We start from the raw sequence: 22,372 nt of genomic DNA on the forward strand, positions 1-22,372 counted from the left end.
CAGTAGGTTTACCGGTCTACTGATTTTGTTACGAGGTGCGTCATGGCGCTGCAAACCTGGCTGGCATTCTTTGCCGCCTGCTGGATCATCAGTCTTTCCCCGGGCGCTGGCGCCATCGCGTCCATGTCCTGCGGCCTGCAGTACGGTTTCGTACGCGGCTATTGGAATGCCCTGGGACTACAGCTGGGCCTGATCCTGCAGATCGCCATCATCGCCGCCGGCCTTGGCGCCGTGCTGGCCGCCTCCGCTACCGCGTTCACCCTGATCAAGTGGTTCGGCGTGTTTTACCTCGTCTACCTGGCGATCAAGCAGTGGCGCGCGCTACCTATGGACATGTCCGCCGACTCGGCCGTGCGCCCCATCGGCAAGCCCATGAGCCTGGTGTTCCGCGGCTTCCTGGTGAACGTCAGCAACCCCAAGGCGCTGGTGTTCATGCTGGCGGTGCTGCCGCAGTTCATCAATCCCCATGCTCCGCTGGTGGCCCAGTACGTGACCATCGCAGCCACCATGATCACCGTCGACCTGCTGGTCATGGCCGGCTACACCGGCCTTGCCGCCAAGGTGCTGCGCCTGCTGCGCACGCCACGGCAGCAACAGCGGGTGAACCGCACCTTCGCCGGCCTGTTCATCGCTGCGGCCACCCTGCTGGCGACCCTGCGCCGCGCGCCGGTGTAAGGATGAGCAGCCAGCCCATGCGCGTATGGATCGATGCCGACGCCTGTCCCAAGGCGGCCAAGGACCAGGTCATCAAGTTTGCCCTCAAGCGCCAGTTCGAGGTGCTGATGGTGGCGGGGGTGCCGTTGATCAAGCCGGCGTTCGCCTGCGTGAAACTGGTGGTGGTGCCGGCGGGGCCGGATGCGGCGGACGATTACCTGGTGGAGCACGCCGTGCCCGGCGAACTGGTGATCTGCAGCGACGTGCCGCTGGCCGACCGCCTGGTGAAGAAGGGCGTGGCCTGCCTGGACCCGCGCGGCAAGGAGTTCGACGAGCGCAACATGGGCGAGCGCCTGGCCGTGCGCAACCTGTTCACCGACCTGCGCGAGCAGGGGCAGGTGGGTGGCGGCCAGGCGGGGTACGGCGACAAGGACAAACAGGCGTTCGCCAACAGTCTGGACCGCATCCTCACCCGCCTGGCGCGTGCCTGAACCCCACATCGCGCTAACGCCAACCCACTGTAGCCGCTGCCGCAGGCTGCGCTGGCCCTTGTCCACCCTGGAGCTCTTCAGTGCACCCAGGGGCCAGCGCAGCCTGGCGGCAGCGGCTACGATCAGGCGGTGGTGAGCTCCAGCACGCGGTCTACCAGTTTGTTGATGCCTTCCGCCGCTTCGCCGATGGTCTTCGCGCTCATGTAGGCCGGTGTGCTCACCAGCTTGCGTGCGGTGTCTTCGACGATGTCGCCGACTGCGCAGCGCTCATGGGTGCCGCCCATCTTGTCGATCGCCTTGGCGGTCTCCTCGTCGGTGCCAATGGTGCAGGTCACGCCCGGCCCGTAGATCTTGGCGGCCAGGGCCGGGGAGATGCAGATCAACCCCACCGGCTTGCCGGCTTCGGCGAAGGCTTCGGCCAGTTCCAGCAGCTGCGCGTTGACCGTGCAGCCGGCGCCCTGGGTGGCGAAGGTGGAGAGATTCTTGGCGGCGCCGAAGCCACCCGGCACGATCAGGGCGTCGAACGCATCGGCGTCGGCTTCTGCCAGGTCCTTGACCTCGCCGCGGGCGATGCGCGCCGACTCCACCAGCACGTTGCGGGTCTCGGGCATTTCCTCGCCGGTGAGGTGGTTGATGACGTGCATCTGCTGCACGTTGGGCGCGAAGCACTGCACCTGCGCACCGCGCTGGTTCAGGCGCAGCAGGGTGATGACGCTCTCGTGGATCTCCGCGCCGTCGTAGACGCCGCAGCCGGAAAGGATCACGGCAACTTTCTTGGTCATGTTGGGTTCTCTCCCGAATTCATGGCGTTAATGTCCCTTGAATTGTCACTGGCCGCCGTAGGGTTTTACCTACCACAAGCCTAATCTTGGCTGATCTTCCCACGGGTTGTCGCCATGGATCTGATCCTCTACGCCGTACCGTTTTTCTTCCTGCTGATTGCCCTGGAACTGCTGGCCGACCGTTGGCGCGGGCGTCGCAGCTACAGCCTGGCCGATGCCATCAACAGCCTCAGCACCGGCGTGTTGTCCACCACCACGGGGCTGGTCACCAAGGGCCTGGGCCTATTGACCTACGCCTTCGCCTGGCAGCACCTGGCGTTGCTGGCCCTGCCGGCCGAGCGGGCCTGGGTGTGGCTGCTGGCGTTTGTTGGCTACGACTTCTGCTACTACTGGCTGCACCGCCTGGGCCATGAGCGCAACGTACTGTGGGCCGCGCATTCGGTGCACCACCAGAGCGAGGAGTACAACCTGAGCACCGCCCTGCGCCAGACCAGCACCGGGTTTATCTTCGCCTGGCTGTTCTATCTGCCGCTGGCGCTGCTGGGCGTGCCGCCGCTGGTGTTCGCCACGGTGGCGGCGCTGAACCTGCTGTACCAGTTCTGGGTGCACACCCTCCATGTGCCGAAGCTGGGTTGGCTGGAGTGGGTGCTGGTCACGCCGTCCAATCACCGGGTGCATCACGCGCAGAACCCTCTTTACATGGATCGCAATTACGGCGGGGTGTTCATTGTCTGGGACCGTCTGTTCGGCAGCTTCCAGGAGGAAGACGAGCGCGAGCCGGTGATTTTCGGCGTGACCACGCCGCTGCGCAGCTGGAATCCCGTGTGGGCCAACCTGCAGTTTTACGCGCAGTTGTGGGCGGATGCACGGCGCACCCGGCGCTGGCGCGACAAGCTGCGGCTATGGTTCATGCCCACCGGCTGGCGCCCGGCGGATGTGGCGGCACGTTACCCCATGGGCAAGCCCGACCTGGGCCAGTTCAGCCTGTTCCAAGTGCCACTGGGGGCGCGCCAGCAGGCGTACGTGGTGGCGCAGTTCGCCGTGCATGTGACGCTGGGCAGCTACCTGCTGGCCTTTGGTGCGAGCATGCCGCTGGCGGGGCTGCTGCTGGGCTGCTTGTGCATGGGGTGGGGGTTGTTCGTGCTGGGGACGGCGCTGGAGGCGCGCCCGCAGGCCGTGCGCCTGGAGCTGCTGCGGTTGGGGCTGAACGTGCCGATGGTGGCGCTGGCGGCGCCCTGGGGGCTGTTGCCGGCCAGTGCCTGGGCCTGGCCGGCCTTGCTGGTGTACAGCCTGGCCAGCCTGGGCGGGCTGGCCTGGCAGCGCGGGGCGGGCCTCAGGCTGGGCGCCGCGGCGCGTTGACTACTCGGCTTCCTGGGCGGCCAGCTTGCGGGCCACGCGTGCCGCCTTGATGCGCCGGCGCAGCCACAGCAGGCCACCCAGCACCAGCAGGCCGCCCAGCACCCACAGTTCGTATTTCTTGATGTTGCCCAGCAACCCTTCGAGGATGGCGCCGAAGTGGTAGGCTGCCAGGGCCAGCACCGTGGCCCACACGGCGGCGCCGATGCCATTGAGCAGCAGGTAGCGCCGTGGCGGGTAGCCGGACAGGCCAATGGCCACCGGCATGACCGTGCGCAGGCCGTACACGAAGCGGAAGCTCAGCACCCAGATGTCGGGGTGCTTGCGGATGTGTTCCAGCGCCCGGTCGCCCATGAGCTGCCAGCGCGGCTTGCGCGCGAGCAACTTGCGCCCATGCTTGCGCCCCAGGAAGTACCAGAGCTGGTCGCCGGCGTAGCTGCCGAAGAAGGCAACCACCACGACCAGGTTGATATCCATGTATCCGCGGAACGCAAGAAACCCGGCGAGGACCAGAATCGTCTCGCCTTCGAAAAACGTACCAAGAAAGAGGGCCAGGTAGCCGAAATCCTGCAGAAATTGTTGGAGCATTGTCTGGATGCTGGCGAAATGAACGCGCAGCCTAACCCGTCGCGGCCATTCGGGAAAGTGTCGAAATGTGTCTCGACGTGAACGGCGGGCAGAATGACAATGTCGGAGGCTATCTGTATGGCGTTGACGCAAGATTGTCATGCAACCGTCATAATGGCCGCTTATAACTGTCGCGCCGGCCCGCACGCGTGGGCCCAGGAGTTTGCCGTGAGCCGTGCCCGCGCCCTGCGCCTGCCCTCCCGCCACCGTCAGTGTGATGAGTTGGCGTCCCGCCTCGTCAGTGTCTATAGCCACGCTGCCGACGATACGATCGTGCCAGATGCTGCCTCACCTGATTGCAAACCGTGCCGCTCAACTGAATGAGAGGGCAATTGAGCCCTTCAGGAACGCTAGATGAATAACGAAGCACTTCACGAAACTGCCGTGAAAGAAGCACAGCCCGTGCTTGAGCAGATCATCGAAACGCCACCGGCCATGGAACCGGTCGAAGAGCCCGTGGCCGACGCCACGCCTGCCAGCGCCCCGGCGCCGGTGGCCGTGCCGGGCCTGGATGACAGCAGCCTGTACATCCACCGCGAGCTTTCCCAGTTGCAGTTCAACATCCGCGTGCTGGAACAGGCACTGGATGAGTCCTACCCGCTGCTGGAACGCCTCAAGTTCCTGCTGATCTTCTCCAGCAACCTCGACGAGTTCTTCGAGATTCGCGTGGCGGGCCTGAAGAAACAGATCACCTTCGCCCGTGAACAGGCTGGCGCCGACGGCCTGCAGCCGCACCAGGCGCTGGCACGCATCAGCGAGCTGGTGCACGGCCACGTGGACCGCCAGTACGCGATCCTCAACGACATCCTGCTGCCGGAGCTGGAAAAGCACCAGGTGCGCTTCATCCGCCGCCGCAACTGGACCACCAAGCTCAAGACCTGGGTGCGCCGCTACTTCCGCGACGAAATCGCGCCGATCATCACCCCCATCGGCCTCGACCCCACGCACCCGTTCCCGTTGCTGGTGAACAAGAGCCTGAACTTCATCGTCGAGCTGGAAGGCATCGACGCCTTCGGCCGCGACTCGGGCCTGGCCATCATCCCGGCGCCGCGCCTGCTGCCACGCGTCATCCGCGTGCCGGAAGAAGTGTCGGGCACCGGCGACAACTTCGTGTTCCTGTCGTCGATGATCCACGCCCACGCCGATGACCTGTTCCAGGGCATGAAGGTGAAGGGCTGCTACCAGTTCCGCCTGACCCGTAACGCCGACCTTGCGCTGGACTCCGAAGACGTCGAAGACCTGGCCCGCGCCCTGCGCGGCGAGCTGTTCTCGCGCCGCTACGGCGATGCCGTGCGCCTGGAAGTGGCCGATACCTGCCCCAAACACCTGTCCGACTACCTGCTCAAGCAGTTCAGCCTGTCGGAGTCGGAGCTGTACCAGGTCAACGGCCCGGTCAACCTCACGCGCCTGTTCAGCATCACCGGCCTGGACAGCCACCCGGAGCTGCAATACAAGCCGTTCACCCCGGCCATTCCCAAGCTGCTGCAGAACAGCGAGAACATCTTCAGCGTGATCAGCAAGCAGGACATCCTGCTGTTGCACCCGTTCGAGTCGTTTACCCCCGTGGTCGACCTGCTGCGCCAGGCCGCCAAGGACCCGCACGTGCTGGCCGTGCGCCAGACCCTGTACCGCAGCGGCGCCAACTCGGAAATCGTCGATGCGCTGGTGGACGCCGCGCGTAACGGCAAGGAAGTGACCGCGGTCATCGAACTGCGCGCCCGTTTCGACGAAGAGTCCAACCTGCAAATGGCCAGCCGCCTGCAGGCCGCCGGCGCGGTGGTGATCTACGGCGTGGTGGGCTTCAAGACCCACGCCAAGATGATGCTGATTCTGCGCCGCGAAGCCGGCGAGATCGTGCGCTACGCCCACCTGGGCACCGGCAACTACCACGCCGGCAACGCGCGCCTGTACACCGACTACAGCCTGCTGACCTCCGACGACGCCTTGTGCGAAGACGTGGGCAAGCTGTTCAGCCAGCTGATCGGCATGGGCAAGACCCTGCGCATGAAGAAGCTTCTGCACGCGCCGTTCACGCTGAAGAAGGGCATGCTCGACATGATTGCCCGCGAGACCCAGTTCGCCCTGGAAGGCAAGCCGGCGCACATCATCGCCAAGTTCAACTCGCTGACCGACCCCAAGGTCATCCGCGCGCTGTACAAGGCCAGCCAGTCGGGCGTGCGTATCGACCTGGTGGTGCGTGGCATGTGCTGCCTGCGCCCAGGCATTGCCGGGGTGTCGCACAACATTCAGGTGCGCTCGATCATCGGCCGCTTCCTGGAGCACACCCGGGTGTTCTACTTCCTCAACGGGGGCGAAGAGCAGATGTTCCTCTCCAGCGCCGACTGGATGGAGCGCAACCTGGATAAACGCGTGGAGACGTGCTTCCCGGTAGAGGGCAAGAAACTGATCCTGCGGGTGAAGAAGGAGCTGGAAAGCTACCTGACCGACAACACCCACTCGTGGATCCTGCAGCCGGACGGCCGCTACGTGCGTAGCTCGCCAACCGGCAACCAGAACCCGCGCAGCGCCCAGGACACTCTGCTCGAGCGCCTGAGCATCCCGATTCTTACCGTACGGTAAGAATCACGCCGACCCGGGTCAGCCACTCCGCTTCCAGCGCGAAGTCGGCCTGGGTCAGCTGGTTCTCTTCCAGCCAGCCAGCCGGGAATTCCACTTCCAGGCTGTCCTGGCCGGCATACAGCTTCACGGTCGGCATTTCCTGGGTACCACGGATGTGGTGGAACAGGATCGCGAAGCGCAGCAGCACGCACAGGCGAATCAGCTTGATGCCGTCGTCGCCGAACTCGGCGAACTTGTCCTTGGGAATATTGCGCCGGTGGCCACGCACCAGCAGGGCCAGCATTTGCTGGTCTTCGCGGGAGAAACCGGCCAGGTCCGAGTGCTCGATCAGGTAGGCGCCGTGCTTGTGGTAGTGGTAGTGGGCGATGTCCAGGCCCACTTCGTGCACTTTCGCCGCCCAGCCCAGCAGTTCACGCCATACGCCGTCTTCCAGGCCCCAGTCCTCGGCCACCTGGTCGAAGGCGTGCAGCGCCTTGCGTTCCACCCGTTCGGCCTGGTCCAGGTCGACGTGGTAGCGTTCCATCAGCGAGCCCAGGGTGCGCTCGCGCACGTCTTCATGGTGGTGACGGCCCAGCAGGTCGTACAGCACGCCTTCGCGCAGGGCGCCTTCGCAGTGGTCCATGCGTTGCAGTTCCAGGGCGTCGAAGATAGCCTCCAGGATCGCCAGGCCCGCCGGGAAGATCGAACGGCGGTCGGGCTTGATGCCGTCGAAGTCGATCTTGTCGACGTCGCCCAGCTTGAACAGCTTGCGCTTGAGCCAGCTCAGGCCCTCGGCATTGACCTCGCCGGTGCCATGGCCGCCCGCCTTCAGGGCCACGCCGATGGCGCGAATGGTGCCCGAGGAGCCGATGGCCTCGTCCCAGGTCAGGCGGTGCAGGGCATTCTCGATGCTCATGATTTCCAGCCGCGCGGCGGTGTAGGCCTGGGCGTAGCGCGCCGGGGTGATCTTGCCGTCCTTGAAGTAGCGCTGGGTGAAGCTCACGCAGCCCATCTGCAGGCTTTCGCGCAGCAGCGGCTCGAAGCGCTGGCCAATGATGAACTCGGTGCTGCCGCCGCCGATGTCGGCTACCAGGCGCTTGCCGGGGGTGTCGGCCAGGGTGTGCGAGACGCCCAGGTAGATCAGGCGGGCTTCTTCACGGCCGGAGATGACTTCCACCGGGTGGCCAAGGATTTCCTCGGCGCGGCGGATGAATTCGCCGCGGTTGCGCGCCTCGCGCAGGGCGTTGGTGCCCACGATCCGCACGGCGCCCAGGGGCAGGCCGTTGATCAGCTGGGAAAAGCGCTTGAGGCAGTCGAGGCCGCGCTGCATGGACTCTTCGTCCAGGTTGCGCTGCTCGTCGATGCCGGCTGCCAGCTGAACCTTCTCCCCCAGGCGCTCGAGAATGCGGATTTCATTATGGTGGGCCTTGGCCACTACCATGTGAAAGCTGTTCGAGCCCAGATCGATGGCGGCGATCAGGGAAAGGTTCTTGGGGGTGGCTTGCGGCATGGTCTGAGAATCCCGGTCGATAACCCTGCCATCGTGCCACGAACCAACCCTGCCGCCAACGCGTTTGCAGAGGATGCCCGCCGATACGTAGCTGCAACTGTATTGTGGGAGCTGGCTTGCCAGCGAGCTTTTATGGCCCCAACAGCTCGCTGGCAAGCCAGCTCCCACAGGATGTAGCAGCGGCCGCGGGGGGGGTGTCGGGTCAGGCGTGCTGCATGCCGATGAAGTTGGCCAGTTCCGGGGTCTGCGGTTCGGCGAACAGCTGCTTGGGGTGGCCCACCTCGTGCACCTTGCCCTGGTGCATGAACACCAGCTTGTCGCCCACTTCGCGGGCGAAGCGCATTTCGTGGGTGACCATGATCAGCGTCATGCCGTCCTGGGCCAGTTGGCGCACCACGCTGAGCACCTCGTTGACCAGTTCGGGGTCCAGCGCCGAAGTGATCTCGTCGCACAGCAGCACCTTGGGCGACATGGCCAGGGCGCGGGCGATGGCCACGCGCTGCTGCTGGCCGCCCGACAGGCGGTCGGGGAAGGCGTCGAACTTGTCGCCCAGGCCCACCCGTTCGAGCATCTGCCGGGCCAGCGCCGCGGCCTTGGCCTTGGGCACCTTCTGCACCACCTGCGGCGCCAGCATCACGTTCTCGCCCACGCTCAGGTGCGGGAACAGGTTGAACTGCTGGAACACCATGCCGACCTTCTGGCGCAGGCTGCGCAAATCGGCGCGGGCGGCGTCCAGGTATTCGCCGTCCACCTCGATGACGCCGTCGTTGATCGACTCCAGGCCGTTGAGGGTGCGCAGCAGGGTGCTCTTGCCCGAGCCGCTGCGGCCGATGATGGCCACTACCTGGCCTTCTTCCACGGTCAGGTCGATGCCCTTGAGCACGTGGTGGTCGCCGTAGTATTTGTGCAGGGCGGAAATTCTAAGCAGTGGCATGCAGTCTCCTTTCCAGGTAGCGGGCGCTGAGCGACAGCGGGTAGCACAGGGCGAAATAGCCCAGCGCAACCAGGCCGTAGACGGTGAAGGGTTCGAAGGTGGCGTTGGCGAGCATGCCGCCGGTCTTGGTCAATTCGGTGAAGCCGATGATCGAGGTGACGGCGGTGCCTTTCACCACCTGCACCGAGAAGCCCACGGTGGGCGCCACGGCAATGCGCAGGGCCTGGGGCAGGATCACATGGCGCAGCTGTTCATAAGGCGTCATGGCCAGGCTGGCGGAGGCCTCCCACTGGCCGTTGCCGATGGATTCCACGCAGCCACGCCAGATCTCGGCCAGGTAGGCGCTGGTGAACAGTGTCAGGGCCAGGGCGGCGGCCACCCAGGGCGAAATATCGATGCCCAGCAGCGCCACGCCGAAGAACACCAGGAACAGTTGCATCAGCAGCGGCGTGCCCTGGAACAGTTCGATATAGCCGCGCGCAAGCCCGCGAGGCAGGGCCTTGTCGCTGATGCGCATCGTCATCACCAGCAGCCCGATCAGCCCGCCACCGATGAACGCCACCAGGCTCAGGGCCAGGGTCCACTGCAGGCCGGTGAGCAGGTTGCGCACGATGTCCCATAAGGTGAAATCCATCAGCGACTCCTTGCAAGGTAACGGCGGCCCAGCCAATTGAGCAGGGCGCGGATCAGCATGGCCATGGCCAGGTACACCAGGGTGGTCAGCAGGTAGGTCTCGAAGGCGCGGAAATTGCGCGACTGAATGAAGTTGGCGTAGAAGCTCAGCTCCTGGGTGGCGATCTGCGAGCACACCGCCGAACCCAGCATGACGATGATGATCTGGCTGCTCAGGGCCGGCCACACCTTGCCCAGCGCCGGCACCAGCACCACGTGGCGAAACGCCTCGGCGCGGCTCATGGCCAGCGCGGCGGCGGCCTCCAGTTGGCCGCGGGGAATGGCCTGGATGCCGGCGCGGATGATTTCCGTGCTGTAGGCGCCCAGGTTCACCACCATGGCCAGCACCGCCGCCTGCCATTCGCTGATCTGCACGCCCAGGGACGGCAGGCCGAAGAAGATGAAGAACAATTGCACCAGGAACGGCGTGTTGCGGATCAGTTCCACGTACACGCCGAACAGGCGGGCGAACGGCTGGATCTTCCAGGCCCGCACCACCCCGCCCACGATCCCCAGGCTGACGCCCAGCAGGGCGCCGATGGCCGTCAGTTCCAGGGTGAACAGCGCGCCCTTGAGCAGCAGGTCGGTGTTGGCCAGCACGGGTGCAAAGTCGAAGTGGTAAGCCATATAGGGTCTGCTACCTCAGAGGTCGGCGGGCAGCGGCTGCTTCAGCCAGGTCTGCGAATTCTTTTCCAGGGCGCCGTCCTGTTTCGCCGCGGCAATGATCTCGTTGACCTTGGCCAGCAGCTGCGGCTCGTCCTTGTTCAGGCCCACGTACACCGGCGAATCCTTGAGCTTCACCTTCAGCGCCGGGATGCGCTTGGGGTTGCGCTCGCTGATGGCCACCATCACCACGTTGCCGCTGGCGATCAGGTCCACCTGGTTGGCCAGGTAGGCGGCGATGGTCGAGTTGTTGTCCTCGAAGCGCTTGATGGTCACGCCCTCGGGGGCGACCTTGGTCAGCTCGATGTCCTCGATGGCGCCGCGGGTGACGCTGATGGTCTTGCCCTTGAGGTCGTCGAGGCTGGCGATGGGCGCGTCGGGCGGGCCGAACACCGCGAGGTAGAAGGGCGCGTAGGCGCTGGAGAAGTCGATGACCTTCTCGCGGTCGGGGTTCTTGCCCAGGCTGGAGATCACCAGGTCGACCTTGCCGGTGGTGAGGTAGGGGATGCGGTTGGTGCTGTTGACCGGGGTCAGTTCCAGCTTGACCTTGAGGCGGTCGGCAATCAGCTGCGCGGTGTCGATGTCCAGGCCGCGCGGCTTCATGTCCGGGCCAATCGAGCCGAAGGGCGGGAAGTCCTGGGGCACAGCGACTTTCAGGGTGCCGCGCTTGACCACGTCCTCCAGGCCGTCGGCGTGGGCGGGGGCCTGGCAAAGCATCAGGCTGGCGAACAGAGCGGTGAGCAGGGCGGTACAGCGCTGGATCATGGCACGGTCTCCGAAAGTGAGTGCCAAGCCCAGTGCACAGCCCATGCCAGGAACGCCGAAGCCCCTGGCCACGGGCTTTTGGTTGGTCATACTGGTCTGAACAGCTGCACCGGTTTCGAGCAATAAATACGGGGGTGAACCGTTAAAGGGCGTGATTTGCCAGGCGGAAAAAATGGCGTTACAACAGTTATTCCATACGCCCGAAACGCCCTGCGCCCATGATGAATTCAATGAACCGAGCGGTACCTGATCTCGCCATCCAGGGCATTCGCCAACTGATCAGCCAGCACGGCTTCGAAGCCGGCGCCGCGCTGCCCTCGCAGCGCGACCTAGCGGAGCAATTGGGGGTGAGCCGCGCGTCGCTGCGCGAGGCGTTGTCGACCCTCAGCGCCTTGGGGGTGGTCAGTATCCAGCCGGGCAAGGGCGTGTTCGTGCAAGCGCCGGGGGCGGGGCAGGCTGCACCCGCCGGGCTGGCCTGGCCGTTCGCGGCCCAGGCCACGCCCGAGGACATTTTCCAGCTGCGCTACGCCCTGGAAAGCTTCGCCGCGGGCCTGGCGGCCGTGCGCCTGAGCGCCGACGAACTGGACGGCCTGCAGGATAACGTCGAGGCCATGCGCGCCGAGCTGCGTGGTGGCGACTTCGAGGCCGCCGCGCGCCTGGACTTCGACTTCCACCGGCGCATCCTGGTGGCCAGCGGCAACCAGGCCATGGCCAGCATCCTGGTCGCCAGCGCCGATATCTTCCTGGAAAGCCAGAAGCTACCGTTCATCCGCGCCGAGCGGGCCATGGAGACCTGGCAAGAGCACCGCAAGATCCTTCGTGCCCTGGCGCGTCACGCCGCCGCACCGGCCTCCCGCGCCATGCAGGAACACATCCGCGCGGCGGCCCTGCGCACGGGCATTGCCTTCGTCGCGCCCTGATAGCGATTGGTTAAATCTGGAATCACTATAGTTAGAGACAATCATCATCGGCTTCCTGTAGGGCGCCTGTGCCGTTATGATGGGCGACGTTTTTCCAGAATTCGACCGCGGAGCCCGTTATGAGCAGCGACAAAATCGTGCACGTCACTGATGCAACCTTTGAGGAGCAAGTACTCAAGGCCAAGGGCCCTGTCCTCGTTGACTATTGGGCTGAGTGGTGTGGCCCATGCAAGATGATCGCACCCGTGCTGGACGAGATCGCCGGTACCTACGAAGGTAAAGTGACCATCGCCAAGCTGAACATCGACGACAACCAGGAAACCCCAGCCAAGCACGGCGTGCGTGGCATTCCTACGCTGATGCTGTTCAAGGACGGTGAAGTGGCAGCGACCAAGGTCGGCGCCCTGTCCAAGTCGCAATTGGCCGCTTTCCTGGATGCCAGCCTGTAATAGCGCTGAAATATCCAGTGGTAATAGCCCCGCACCTTGCGGGGCTTTTTCTTGGGCGAACGACTAGACGCCCAGAAATTCAGGTGTTACATTCGGCCTCGCACTAGTATCTCTAGCGCCCCCTGCAAGCCGTCGCCGACGCACTCCTACTCGAATTAGTACGCGATCCTGTCGCCTTCTCTGCGGCGCGGCCTCATTAAGCCCAAAGCTTAATTTCTCCCTCCATACATGATTACGTCATTCCCTTATGAACCTGACTGAACTCAAGCAAAAGCCGATTACCGATCTGCTCGAAATGGCCGAACAGATGGGCATAGAAAATATGGCCCGTTCGCGCAAGCAGGATGTGATTTTCTCCCTGTTGAAGAAACATGCCAAAAGCGGCGAGGAAATCTCCGGTGATGGCGTGCTGGAGATTCTCCAGGACGGCTTCGGCTTCCTGCGTTCGGCTGACGCTTCGTACCTCGCGGGCCCGGATGACATCTACGTCTCCCCAAGCCAGATCCGTCGCTTCAACCTGCGCACCGGCGACACCATCGTCGGCAAGATCCGCCCTCCAAAGGAAGGCGAGCGTTACTTCGCCCTGTTGAAAGTTGACACCATCAACTTCGACCGCCCGGAAAACGCCAAGAACAAGATTCTGTTCGAAAACCTGACGCCGCTGTTCCCGACCGTGCGCATGAAGATGGAAGCCGGCAACGGTTCCACCGAAGACCTCACCGGTCGTGTCATCGACCTGTGCGCACCGATCGGCAAGGGCCAGCGTGGCCTGATCGTTGCTCCGCCGAAGGCGGGCAAGACCATCATGCTGCAGAACATCGCGTCGAACATCACGCGTAACAACCCTGAAGTTCACCTGATCGTGCTGCTGATCGACGAACGTCCGGAAGAAGTGACCGAAATGCAGCGCACCGTGCGCGGCGAAGTGGTTGCCTCCACCTTCGACGAGCCGCCAACCCGCCACGTGCAGGTTGCCGAGATGGTGATCGAGAAGGCCAAGCGCCTGGTCGAGCACAAGAAGGACGTGGTCATCCTGCTGGACTCCATCACCCGTCTGGCCCGTGCCTACAACACCGTCATCCCGAGCTCCGGCAAGGTACTGACCGGTGGTGTCGACGCCCACGCCCTGGAGAAGCCAAAGCGTTTCTTCGGCGCTGCGCGTAACATCGAGGAAGGCGGTTCGCTGACCATCATCGCCACTGCGCTGGTCGAGACCGGCTCGAAGATGGACGAAGTGATCTACGAAGAGTTCAAGGGTACCGGCAACATGGAACTGCCCCTGGACCGCAAGATCGCTGAGAAGCGCGTCTTCCCGGCCATCAACATCAACCGTTCCGGCACTCGCCGCGAAGAGTTGCTGACTGCCGATGACGAACTGCAGCGCATGTGGATCCTGCGCAAGCTGCTGCACCCGATGGACGAAGTTGCCGCCATCGAGTTCCTGGTCGACAAGCTGAAGCAGACCAAGACTAACGACGAGTTCTTCCTGTCGATGAAACGCAAGTAAGCACGCTTTTCAGCCTGCTTGAAAAAATGGCGCCCTGCGGGGCGCCATTTTTTTTTACATTTTTTCGGAACTGATACACAGCCAGCCCTTCTATGGATGCGATGCCCCCGATATCGGGGAACACAAGAACACAAGGGACTGTCATGGCTGTACTGTCATACCGTCGCGACATCGACGGCCTGCGCGCGCTGGCTGTCCTGGTGGTCGTGCTCTTTCACTTCGGCATCACCGGATTTTCCGGTGGGTTCGTCGGCGTGGACGTGTTTTTCGTCATTTCCGGCTTCCTGATCACCTCGATCATCTGGCGGCAACGCCAGGCGGGGCAGTTCAGCTTCCTCGACTTCTGGACCCGGCGGGCACGGCGCATTCTGCCGGCGCTGTGCGTGGTCATGCTGGCGAGCCTGGTCGCAGGGTGGTTCCTGTTGGCGCCGCATGACTACAGCGACCTGGGCCGCACCGTGCGCTACCAGGCCATGTTCGCCTCCAACATTCTGTTCCGCCGCGAGGATGGCTACTTCGACACGGCCTCGGACCTCAAGCCGCTGCTGCACACCTGGTCGCTGTCGGTGGAAGAGCAGTTCTACATCGTCTTCCCGTTGCTGCTGGGGCTGCTGATGCGCTGGGCCCCGCTCTGGCGCTTGTGGTTGCTGGGGCTTGCGCTGCTGTCCCTGGGCATGAGCACCTGGGCGGTGAAACACGACCCTTCGGCGGCGTTCTTCCTGCTGCCCCTGCGTGCCTGGGAGCTGCTGGCGGGCGCCCTGCTGGCCGTGGCGCCGGTGGCGCAGAACCGCCGCGCGCCATGGCTCTACCAGGCGGCCAGCCTGGGTGGGCTGGCCATGCTGCTGGCGGCCACCCTGCTGTTCGATGCTGCCACGCCGTTCCCTGGCCCGGCGGCACTGTTGCCGGTGCTGGGCACCGTGTTGCTGATCTGGGCCAATGGTGCCCACGCTACCTGGGTTGCGCGCCTGCTGGGCACGCGGCTGCTGGTGGGTATCGGGCTGCTCTCCTATTCCTGGTACCTGTGGCACTGGCCGGTCCACGTGTTCGCCAGCTACGCCGCGGTGGATGGCCTGGGTGGCTGGCAGGTGGCCGGGTTGCTGGCGCTCAGCCTGGTGCTGGCCTATGCCAGCTGGCGTTGGGTTGAGCAGCCGCTGCGCCAGGCCAGGCCCGCCGCCACGCCGCGGCAGGTGCTGGCGGGCGCGCTGGTGGTGCTGGTGACGATCAGCCTGGCGGGCCAGGCTCTGCGCTGGACCGACGGAATTCCCTCGCGCCTGCCTGAACAGGCGCTCAGGTATGCCCAGGCGAAGGAATGGGAGGGCGGTGAACGTGACTGCCTGTCCGGTTTCGAGGACTCCAAGCCAGTCTGCCGGCTGGGCCCGCAAGGGCAGGGCGTGCCGGCGACGCTGATATGGGGCGACAGCCATGCGGCCGGCATGGGCCCCGCGCTGAAGATAGCCGCCGAGCAGCACGCCACGCCGGTGTCGCTGGCCGCCAAGTCGGGGTGCATCCCAGTGCCGGGCCTTGAAACCAAGCCCGGCTGCCAGGCGTTCAACCAGCGCATGCTGGCCTTGACCGACACCCCGGGGGTGAGCGATGTGGTGCTGGCGGCGCGCTGGAGCCTGTACCTTTACGGGGAGGAAGACGGCGACACCACCTACATGCTGCACGACCCTCATTCGGGCAAGGCTGACCGCGCGTACGCCGAACAGCAGTTGGCGCAGCGGTTGGGCACGCTGGTGACGCTGCTGCGCCAGCATGGCCACCGGGTGTGGCTGGTGGCCGAGGTGCCGCTGCAGAAGCAACCGGTGCCCTGGCGCCTGACACGGCTGGCCATGCTCGGCCGGTCGGCGGCCGATGACGGCCGGCCCGTGGCCGAGCATTTGGCGCGCCAGGCATTCATTCACCAGCTGTTTGGGGGCCTTGCGGCCCGAGACGCTGGTGTGCGGGTGATCGATCCCACGGCGCTGTTCTGCGCCCGGGGCGGCATCTGCCGGGTCGAAAGCAATGGCCAATCGCTCTATATGGATACCAATCATTACGGCGATGCGGCGGCCACCTACCTGCAACCGCTGCTGGCGCCGCTGTTCACTGGGGCAGCGGCGGCCCATGCCAACGCGCAAATCCAGGCCAATTCTGCAGATTGACGGTTCGGCGGCTGCCAGCCGTCGCCGGAGCAGGTACGATGTACGCCTATTTTACGAGTGGCATGGTCAATGAAATTCAAGGATCTTCGGGATTTCGTGCAGCAGCTTGAGCAGCGCGGAGAGTTGAAACGCATCCAGGTGCCGATTTCGCCGGTGCTGGAAATGACTGAAGTCTGCGATCGCACCCTGCGCAGCAAGGGCCCGGCGCTGCTGTTCGAAAAGCCCACCGGCTACGACATCCCGGTGCTGGGCAACCTGTTTGGCACCCCCGGCCGCGTGGCCCTGGGCATGGGCGCCGAAGACGTCAGCGAGCTGCGTGAAATCGGCAAGCTGCTGGCGTTCCTCAAGGAGCCCGAGCCGCCCAAGGGGCTGAAGGACGCCTGGTCCAAGCTGCCGATCTTCAAGAAGATCATTGCCATGGCCCCCAAGGTGGTCAAGGACGCCGCGTGCCAGGAAGTGGTCATCGAGGGCGATGACGTCGACCTGGGCATGCTGCCGGTGCAGACCTGCTGGCCGGGCGACGTCGCGCCGCTGATCACCTGGGGCCTGACCGTCACCCGCGGGCCGAACAAGGACCGCCAGAACCTGGGCATCTACCGCCAGCAGGTCATCGGCCGCAACAAGGTCATCATGCGCTGGTTGAGCCACCGTGGCGGCGCGCTGGACTACCGCGAATGGTGCGAGAAGCACCCGGGCCAGCCGTTCCCGGTCTCGGTCGCCCTGGGCGCCGACCCGGCCACTATCCTCGGCGCCGTGACGCCGGTGCCCGACAGCCTGTCGGAATACGCCTTCGCCGGCCTGCTGCGCGACAACCGCACCGAGCTAGTGAAGTGCCGTGGCAACGACCTGCAGGTGCCGGCCAGCGCTGAAATCGTCCTGGAAGGGGTGATTCACCCTGGCGAGATGGCCGACGAAGGCCCGTATGGCGACCACACTGGCTATTACAACGAGGTCGACAGCTTCCCGGTGTTTACCGTGGAGCGCATCACCCACCGTATCAAGCCGATCTACCACAGCACCTACACCGGCCGGCCGCCGGATGAGCCGGCGATCCTGGGCGTGGCGCTGAACGAGGTGTTCGTGCCGATCCTGCAGAAGCAGTTCCCGGAGATCACCGACTTCTACCTGCCGCCCGAAGGCTGTTCCTACCGCATGGCGGTGGTGACCATGAAGAAGCAGTACCCCGGCCACGCCAAGCGGGTGATGCTGGGCGTGTGGTCGTTCCTGCGACAGTTCATGTACACCAAGTTTGTTATCGTGACCGACGACGACATCAACGCGCGGGACTGGAACGACGTGATCTGGGCTATCACCACGCGCATGGACCCCAAGCGCGACACGGTGATGATCGACAACACCCCGATCGACTACCTGGACTTCGCCTCGCCGGTATCGGGCCTGGGCTCGAAGATGGGCCTGGACGCCACCCACAAGTGGCCCGGCGAAACCACCCGTGAGTGGGGGCGCGTGATCGTCAAGGACGACGCCGTTACCAAGCGCATCGATGAACTGTGGAACCAGCTAGGAATAGATTGATGCGCGTAACCTTGCAGCCATCGGGCGCGGTGCTGGACACGCTACCCGGCGAACGAATCCTGGAAGCCGCCCAGCGCCTAGGCCACGAGTGCCCGCAAAGCTGTCGCAATGGCAATTGCCACGTGTGCTCGGCGTTGTTGGTGGAGGGCCGTGTGCGCCAGGACGGAGAAGAGCGCGACCACGGTGAAATCTACACCTGCATCGCCGAGCCCCTGGAAGATTGCGTAGTGCTCTGGGACGGCGTGCTGGCCCTGGGCGAGCTGCCGGTGCGCAGCCTCGCCTGCCAGCTCAGCGACTGTACCCCCGTGGGTGGCGACGTCTGGCGCGTGCGCCTGCGCGCGCCGGCCGGCAAGCCGCCGCGCTACCATGCCGGGCAGTACCTGATGATCGAGCGCGAGAACGGCGACAAATCGGCGTTTTCCCTGGCCTCGGCGCCCCACAGCGGCCGCGACCTGGAACTGCACGTGCTGGTGCGCGAAGCCAGCGCCCAGAGCCTGGTCGAGCAGCTGCAGCGCAACCGCATGGCCCGCGTGGAACTGCCGTTCGGCGACACCCACCTGGCCGAGTTGCCGGACGGCCCGCTGGTGCTGATCGCCGCTGGCACCGGCATGGCGCAGATGCACAGCCTGATCGAGCATTGCCGCGCCCAGGGCTTCAAGCACCCGGTGCACCTGTACTGGGGCGTGCGCCGGCCTGAAGACTTCTATCAGCTTGAGCATTGGGAAGAGTGGAAGGCGCTGCCCAACCTGTTCCTGCACCAGGTGGTCAGCGACCTCTGCGGCTGGGAAGGCCGTTGCGGCATGCTGCACGAGGCGGTCTGTGAAGACATTACCGACCTGGCTGGCGTGCACGTCTACGCCAGCGGTTCGCCGGCCATGATCTACGCCACTCTCGACGCCCTGGTAGCGGCAGGCATGGATGCGCACCAGATGCGTGCCGACGTGTTCGCCTACGCGCCCCGTCCCTGAGCGCAAGGTCAAAAACGCACGCCGACGTTGACCATGGTCGCGGCCAACCCCAGCAACACCACTTCCCCGGTCACCGGCCCCCAGTGGGCGCCGATGCCGGGGATCACCGCCGGCGCGACGCCGAAGCGGTTCAGGGGCAGCTTGTCCCGGTAATGTCCCTTGTAGCCATGGATCACCCCTGCGCTGAGCTTGTAGTACAGCGCGGAGTCCGGCACGTCGAAGCGCTTGCCAGCGTAGGCGTAGAACGACCGCTGGCTGAAGGAGTTGCGGAAGGTGGCGCCGCCCGCCAGCCAGCCGGACGCCAGGTTGCGCTCCAGGCCGACCAGGTCCTGATGGTTGTTGTACTGGCCGTTGCTGGCGAAGTGGCGGGTCAGCACGCTGCCTTGCAACAGCCAGAAGTCATCGCTTGCGGCAATTGCAGGGGGCGCCCAGGCTGCCAGTGCGGCTGGCAGCACGCGGGCGAGGGTGCTGAGGGGAAATTTCATGATCATTGACCGCTATCTATCGGAAGCGTGCTTTTTCGCTCATATCGATAGGAAGTTTCTAGACGTGAAACTTCTGAATATTTCGTAGGAAAGTTTACATGTGTCTTGGCTGCACTATTCTCAGGCAATAGCAGGGGCAACTTCACTGGGCGCAAGTGCCACTTCGGTGCGCAGTTGTGCTGTGTGGCCCACTTCGGTGCTTTATAACCAACGCCAGTCGAGTTGCTTATAAGCGTTTGCAAGGGCTTGTTTTTCTGAGGTTATCTGCCGTACGGTAACAGCGGGGCTGTAGCAATCGGTTAAAGTGAGTCGGCCTTGTCGATTCACGGGGATATCAGGCGACGACTATGTCGGCTATCGAAACTGCACACTTCAACGAGGTCTACCCACCTTCGCTCGACCTCGGGCCGCAATTGACCCACGAGCAACTGGTGCACTCCCTCCAAACCACCATGGCGCGCCATAAGGGCGGGCCGGTCTGGCTGTTTGCCTACGGTTCGCTGATCTGGCGGCCGGAGTGCAGCGCGGTGGAGCGCCGCCGTGCACGGGTGCATGGTTACCACCGCGGCCTGTACCTGTGGTCCCACGAGCACCGCGGCACGCCGGAACGCCCCGGGCTGGTGTTCGGCCTGGACCGCGGCGGTTCCTGCAGCGGCTTTGCCTACCGCCTGCCGCAGGAACAACTGCAGGATTCGTTGCTGGCGCTGTGGCAGCGGGAGATGCCCTATCCGTCCTACCGACCGCACTGGCTCAATTGCCGCCTTGAAGACGGCACCAAGGTGCAGGCGCTGGGCTTCGTGCTTGAGCGGCACCTGCCCAGCTACGCGGGCAACCTGCCCGACAACCTCTTGAGCCACATCCTGGAAAGCGCCAGCGGCCGGTTCGGCAGCACGCTGGACTACGTGCAGCAGACCATCAGCGCCCTGCGCAGCCACGAAATGCCCGACCGCAACCTGGAGGCGCGCATCAAGCGCTGCCATTCGCGCGAGGGTTAGGCGCCGGCCGCCGGTGGTATCAGTTCCTTGTACATGCCCTGCACCGCTGCCACTGGCGCGGCCAGGCCGATGGCCGGCGTGAAGGGCGCGCCGCCGATGGCCGAGAAGGGCGCCCACTGGGTGCCATGGCTGACTGCACGCTCGTTCTTGTCGGCTTCGGTGACATACGTGTAGCTGTACTTGCGCATGTTGGCGTACCAGGCGTCGTGGATATGCATGGTGTCGTGGGCCTGCTTGAGCGCTGCCGCGTCCAGCTTCAGGCACTTTTGCAGTTCGACGCCCCAGCGCTGCAGGCAGGTTTCTGCCAGGTGCCGCACCACCATCCCCGGCTCAGGCAACGCCTTGGCGCCCGCCACGCCGTCTTCGGCGGCATTGCCCACCAGGGTGGCGTGCCGCCCTGGCATCGGGTAGACGCCGACCCTCGTGTTGCCGGTGACCTTGGGGATGACGCAAGCGAAGCCCTTCGAGCGTTCGTCCCGGGCGTAAAACCCGACGTATTCGCGCACATTGCTGCCCAGGTTGACGCGCTCTGGCTGAAAGTTGAACAACCCCGGCACTGGGTCAATGGCGAAGATATTCACCGGGATATGCTTGAGGGCCGGGTCCTTGAGCATGGCGTTGGCCAGCATGTGGCAGCTGATGCCACCGCGGCTCCAGCCCACCAGGTTGACCTGGCTGGGTATTTTGCCGCCCTTGCGGAATTGGTTGACGATCTGTTGTTGCAGCTGCTGTGGGGTGGGGTTGCGGTCGCCGTAGTCATATATCCGCGCCCAGAAGCTGCCCTTGACCTGGACATCCTGGACAGGCACCCCGGCCTTCTTGAGCGCCTGGTAATCGGCTTCGTTAAGTTTGTCGCGCTGCCATTCGAATTCGCCCTTGATCATGTTCAAGGCATGGCGCACGTTGGTCTCCCAGCCCTTGCCGAATGCCGGGCCGGCGTAGGGATGGTCCTGGGACTCGACGGTCAGTGTGTCGGCTTGCAGGTTGCCGCTGCCGGGGCCGTCGACGATGATCCAGTCGGCGAACTCGCGGCCCAGGCTATTGGCGGCCAGGGTGGAAACCAGCTCGCCGTTCCAGTAGTTGGGGTGGTGGTTGTCAAAGCAGGTGGCGCTGGTACCACAGAAATACACAGTAAAGACACTCATGGTGAACTCCCTTTCGATGAGGTTGCAACCAGGCGGTTGCGGCGCTCAGTTCAACCTCATCAAGGGGAAGGCACCATTCAGAATCGTTTCCTGAACGGGAACGACTCACCGCACGGCGATTACCAGCTTGCCTACGGCCTGGCGATGGGCCAGCGCGTGGATGGCAGCACCCGCTTCAGCCAGGGGGTAGGTGGCCGAAACCAGCGGCTTGAGCTTGCCCTCGGCAAACCACTGGAACAGCGCCTTGAAGTTGGCCGCGTTGTCCTGCGGCTGGCGCTGGGCGAACGAGCCCCAGAACACCCCCACCACGGCTGCGCCCTTGAGCAGTGCCAGGTTCACCGGCAGCTCGGGGATGCGCCCGCTGGCGAAGCCCACCACTAGCAGGCGGCCGTTCCAGGCGATGGAGCGCACGGCCTGGTCGAACAGGTCGCCGCCCACCGGGTCGTAGATTACGTCGACGCCGTTGCCGCCGGTCAGGCGCTTGATCTCATCCTTGAGGCTGGTTTCGCTGTAGTTGATCAGTTCGTCGGCACCGGCGGCCTTGGCCACCGCCAGCTTGTCGGCGCTGCTGGCCGCGGCAATCACGCGGGCGCCCATGGCCTTGCCGATTTCCACCGCCGCCAGGCCCACGCCACCGGAGGCGCCTAGCACCAGCAGGGTTTCGCCCGGTTGCAGGTTGGCGCGCTGCTTGAGGGCGTGCATGGAGGTGCCGTAGGTCATGCTGAAAGCCGCGGCGGTCTGGTAGTCCATGCCGTCGGGAATCGCCATGACGTTGTAGCCGGGCACGGCGATTTCCTCGGCGAAGCTGCCCCAGCCGGTCAGGCCCATTACCCGGTCGCCCGCCTTCAGGTGGCTGACGTTCTCGCCTACCGCGCGCACCACGCCTGCCGCCTCACCGCCGGGGGCGAAGGGGAAGGGTGGCTTGAACTGGTATTTGCCCTCGATGATCAGCGTGTCGGGAAAGTTGACCCCGGCGGCGTGCACCTCCACCAGCACTTCGTTCTTCTTGATCGCCGGGCTGGCGATGTCTTCCAATACCAGGGTCTCGGCGGGGCCGAAGGCTTTGCACAGCACAGCTTTCATCGGGCTATTCCTTTGCAGGTTGTGGCCGATAAGTGTAGGTGTGACGAATGTGCGGTCAACGAGCATGCCCCCAGCTGATAGGCGTCCATAAGCGCCGGCCCGTGGGTTATCTTGTTATGCTTGCGCC

General features: G+C 64.5%; 21 protein-coding genes. 11 read left to right on the forward strand and 10 right to left on the reverse strand.

All coding sequences use genetic code 11. The annotated features are described in order from the left end of the window. Positions 1–42: 42 nt before the first annotated feature. Positions 43–675, forward strand: coding sequence for a LysE family transporter (locus ACWKWX_RS15890; RefSeq protein WP_416421891.1), 633 nt, complete (start codon positions 43–45; stop codon positions 673–675). 17 nt (positions 676–692) lie between these two features. Continuing rightward, positions 693–1,145: a YaiI/YqxD family protein gene (locus ACWKWX_RS15895; protein WP_416427517.1), complete on the forward strand. Its 453-nt coding sequence runs from the start codon at positions 693–695 to the stop codon at positions 1,143–1,145. 122 nt (positions 1,146–1,267) lie between these two features. On the opposite strand, the gene elbB is transcribed toward ACWKWX_RS15895, so the two are convergent. After that, positions 1,268–1,927: an isoprenoid biosynthesis glyoxalase ElbB gene (gene elbB, locus ACWKWX_RS15900; RefSeq protein ID WP_483828264.1), complete on the reverse strand. Its 660-nt coding sequence runs from the start codon at positions 1,925–1,927 to the stop codon at positions 1,268–1,270. Positions 1,928–2,041: 114 nt separating this feature from the next. Here elbB and ACWKWX_RS15905 point away from each other — a divergent pair, with 114 nt between their 5' ends. After that, on the forward strand, positions 2,042–3,286 hold the full coding sequence (locus tag ACWKWX_RS15905; RefSeq protein WP_483828265.1) for a sterol desaturase family protein: 1,245 nt from the start codon (positions 2,042–2,044) through the stop codon (positions 3,284–3,286). Here ACWKWX_RS15905 and ACWKWX_RS15910 read toward each other — a convergent pair whose 3' ends face one another. Beyond that, a complete protein-coding gene (locus ACWKWX_RS15910) occupies positions 3,287–3,871 on the reverse strand; it encodes a DedA family protein (protein WP_416421894.1) in 585 nt (194 codons plus the stop codon). Between the two features lie 393 nt (positions 3,872–4,264). On the opposite strand from ACWKWX_RS15910, the gene ppk1 reads away from it, so the two are divergent. After that, complete coding sequence (ppk1, locus tag ACWKWX_RS15915) at positions 4,265–6,490, forward strand: polyphosphate kinase 1 (RefSeq protein ID WP_416421895.1); 2,226 nt, start codon at positions 4,265–4,267, stop codon at positions 6,488–6,490. On the opposite strand, the gene ppx is transcribed toward ppk1, so the two are convergent. From ppx to ACWKWX_RS15940, 5 genes are all read right to left on the reverse strand, one after another. Continuing rightward, the gene (ppx, locus tag ACWKWX_RS15920) at positions 6,477–7,979 is read right to left on the reverse strand and encodes an exopolyphosphatase (RefSeq protein ID WP_416421896.1); all 1,503 of its coding nucleotides are present in this window, start codon (positions 7,977–7,979) and stop codon (positions 6,477–6,479) included. The genes ppk1 and ppx overlap by 14 nt on opposite strands. Before the next feature lie 202 nt (positions 7,980–8,181). After that, entirely contained in the window at positions 8,182–8,913 is a 732-nt protein-coding gene (locus ACWKWX_RS15925) for an amino acid ABC transporter ATP-binding protein (protein ID WP_416421897.1), read from the reverse strand. Continuing rightward, positions 8,900–9,550, reverse strand: a complete 651-nt coding sequence (locus tag ACWKWX_RS15930) for an amino acid ABC transporter permease (RefSeq protein ID WP_416427518.1) — start codon at positions 9,548–9,550, stop codon at positions 8,900–8,902. The genes ACWKWX_RS15925 and ACWKWX_RS15930 overlap by 14 nt, the downstream gene beginning before the upstream one ends. Continuing rightward, entirely contained in the window at positions 9,547–10,212 is a 666-nt protein-coding gene (locus ACWKWX_RS15935) for an amino acid ABC transporter permease (RefSeq protein ID WP_416421898.1), read from the reverse strand. The genes ACWKWX_RS15930 and ACWKWX_RS15935 overlap by 4 nt, the downstream gene beginning before the upstream one ends. Before the next feature lie 15 nt (positions 10,213–10,227). After that, the gene (locus tag ACWKWX_RS15940; RefSeq protein ID WP_416421899.1) at positions 10,228–11,013 is read right to left on the reverse strand and encodes a transporter substrate-binding domain-containing protein; all 786 of its coding nucleotides are present in this window, start codon (positions 11,011–11,013) and stop codon (positions 10,228–10,230) included. 221 nt (positions 11,014–11,234) lie between these two features. Here ACWKWX_RS15940 and ACWKWX_RS15945 point away from each other — a divergent pair, with 221 nt between their 5' ends. The 6 genes from ACWKWX_RS15945 (at position 11,235) to ACWKWX_RS15970 (ending at position 18,537) form a co-directional block, all read left to right on the forward strand. Next, on the forward strand, positions 11,235–11,933 hold the full coding sequence (locus tag ACWKWX_RS15945) for a FadR/GntR family transcriptional regulator (protein ID WP_416427519.1): 699 nt from the start codon (positions 11,235–11,237) through the stop codon (positions 11,931–11,933). A 119-nt stretch (positions 11,934–12,052) separates the two neighbouring features. Next, positions 12,053–12,382: a thioredoxin TrxA gene (trxA, locus tag ACWKWX_RS15950; RefSeq protein WP_027979977.1), complete on the forward strand. Its 330-nt coding sequence runs from the start codon at positions 12,053–12,055 to the stop codon at positions 12,380–12,382. 247 nt (positions 12,383–12,629) lie between these two features. Continuing rightward, positions 12,630–13,889 carry a transcription termination factor Rho gene (gene rho / locus ACWKWX_RS15955; protein ID WP_027979976.1) on the forward strand — a complete coding sequence of 420 codons (1,260 nt, stop codon included), beginning with the start codon at positions 12,630–12,632 and terminating at the stop codon, positions 13,887–13,889. 143 nt (positions 13,890–14,032) lie between these two features. Beyond that, on the forward strand, positions 14,033–16,033 hold the full coding sequence (locus ACWKWX_RS15960; RefSeq protein WP_483828266.1) for an acyltransferase family protein: 2,001 nt from the start codon (positions 14,033–14,035) through the stop codon (positions 16,031–16,033). A gap of 69 nt (positions 16,034–16,102) precedes the next feature. Continuing rightward, entirely contained in the window at positions 16,103–17,569 is a 1,467-nt protein-coding gene (ubiD, locus tag ACWKWX_RS15965; protein WP_416421901.1) for a 4-hydroxy-3-polyprenylbenzoate decarboxylase, read from the forward strand. Then, positions 17,569–18,537 carry a CDP-6-deoxy-delta-3,4-glucoseen reductase gene (locus ACWKWX_RS15970; RefSeq protein ID WP_483828267.1) on the forward strand — a complete coding sequence of 323 codons (969 nt, stop codon included), beginning with the start codon at positions 17,569–17,571 and terminating at the stop codon, positions 18,535–18,537. The genes ubiD and ACWKWX_RS15970 overlap by 1 nt, the downstream gene beginning before the upstream one ends. Before the next feature lie 8 nt (positions 18,538–18,545). Here ACWKWX_RS15970 and ACWKWX_RS15975 read toward each other — a convergent pair whose 3' ends face one another. After that, positions 18,546–19,022, reverse strand: coding sequence for a sn-glycerol-3-phosphate transporter (locus ACWKWX_RS15975; RefSeq protein ID WP_483828268.1), 477 nt, complete (start codon positions 19,020–19,022; stop codon positions 18,546–18,548). 347 nt (positions 19,023–19,369) lie between these two features. On the opposite strand from ACWKWX_RS15975, the gene ACWKWX_RS15980 reads away from it, so the two are divergent. After that, positions 19,370–20,017, forward strand: coding sequence for a gamma-glutamylcyclotransferase (locus ACWKWX_RS15980; protein WP_416421904.1), 648 nt, complete (start codon positions 19,370–19,372; stop codon positions 20,015–20,017). On the opposite strand, the gene ACWKWX_RS15985 is transcribed toward ACWKWX_RS15980, so the two are convergent. Both ACWKWX_RS15985 and ACWKWX_RS15990 read right to left on the reverse strand, forming a co-directional pair. Further along, entirely contained in the window at positions 20,014–21,162 is a 1,149-nt protein-coding gene (locus ACWKWX_RS15985; protein ID WP_483828269.1) for a hypothetical protein, read from the reverse strand. The two genes, ACWKWX_RS15980 and ACWKWX_RS15985, sit on opposite strands and share 4 nt — an antisense overlap. 105 nt (positions 21,163–21,267) lie before the next feature. Further along, the gene (locus tag ACWKWX_RS15990; RefSeq protein WP_483828270.1) at positions 21,268–22,245 is read right to left on the reverse strand and encodes an NADPH:quinone oxidoreductase family protein; all 978 of its coding nucleotides are present in this window, start codon (positions 22,243–22,245) and stop codon (positions 21,268–21,270) included. Between the last annotated feature and the right edge of the window lie 127 nt (positions 22,246–22,372).

It is taken from the genome of Pseudomonas imperatae, from assembly GCF_057128625.1.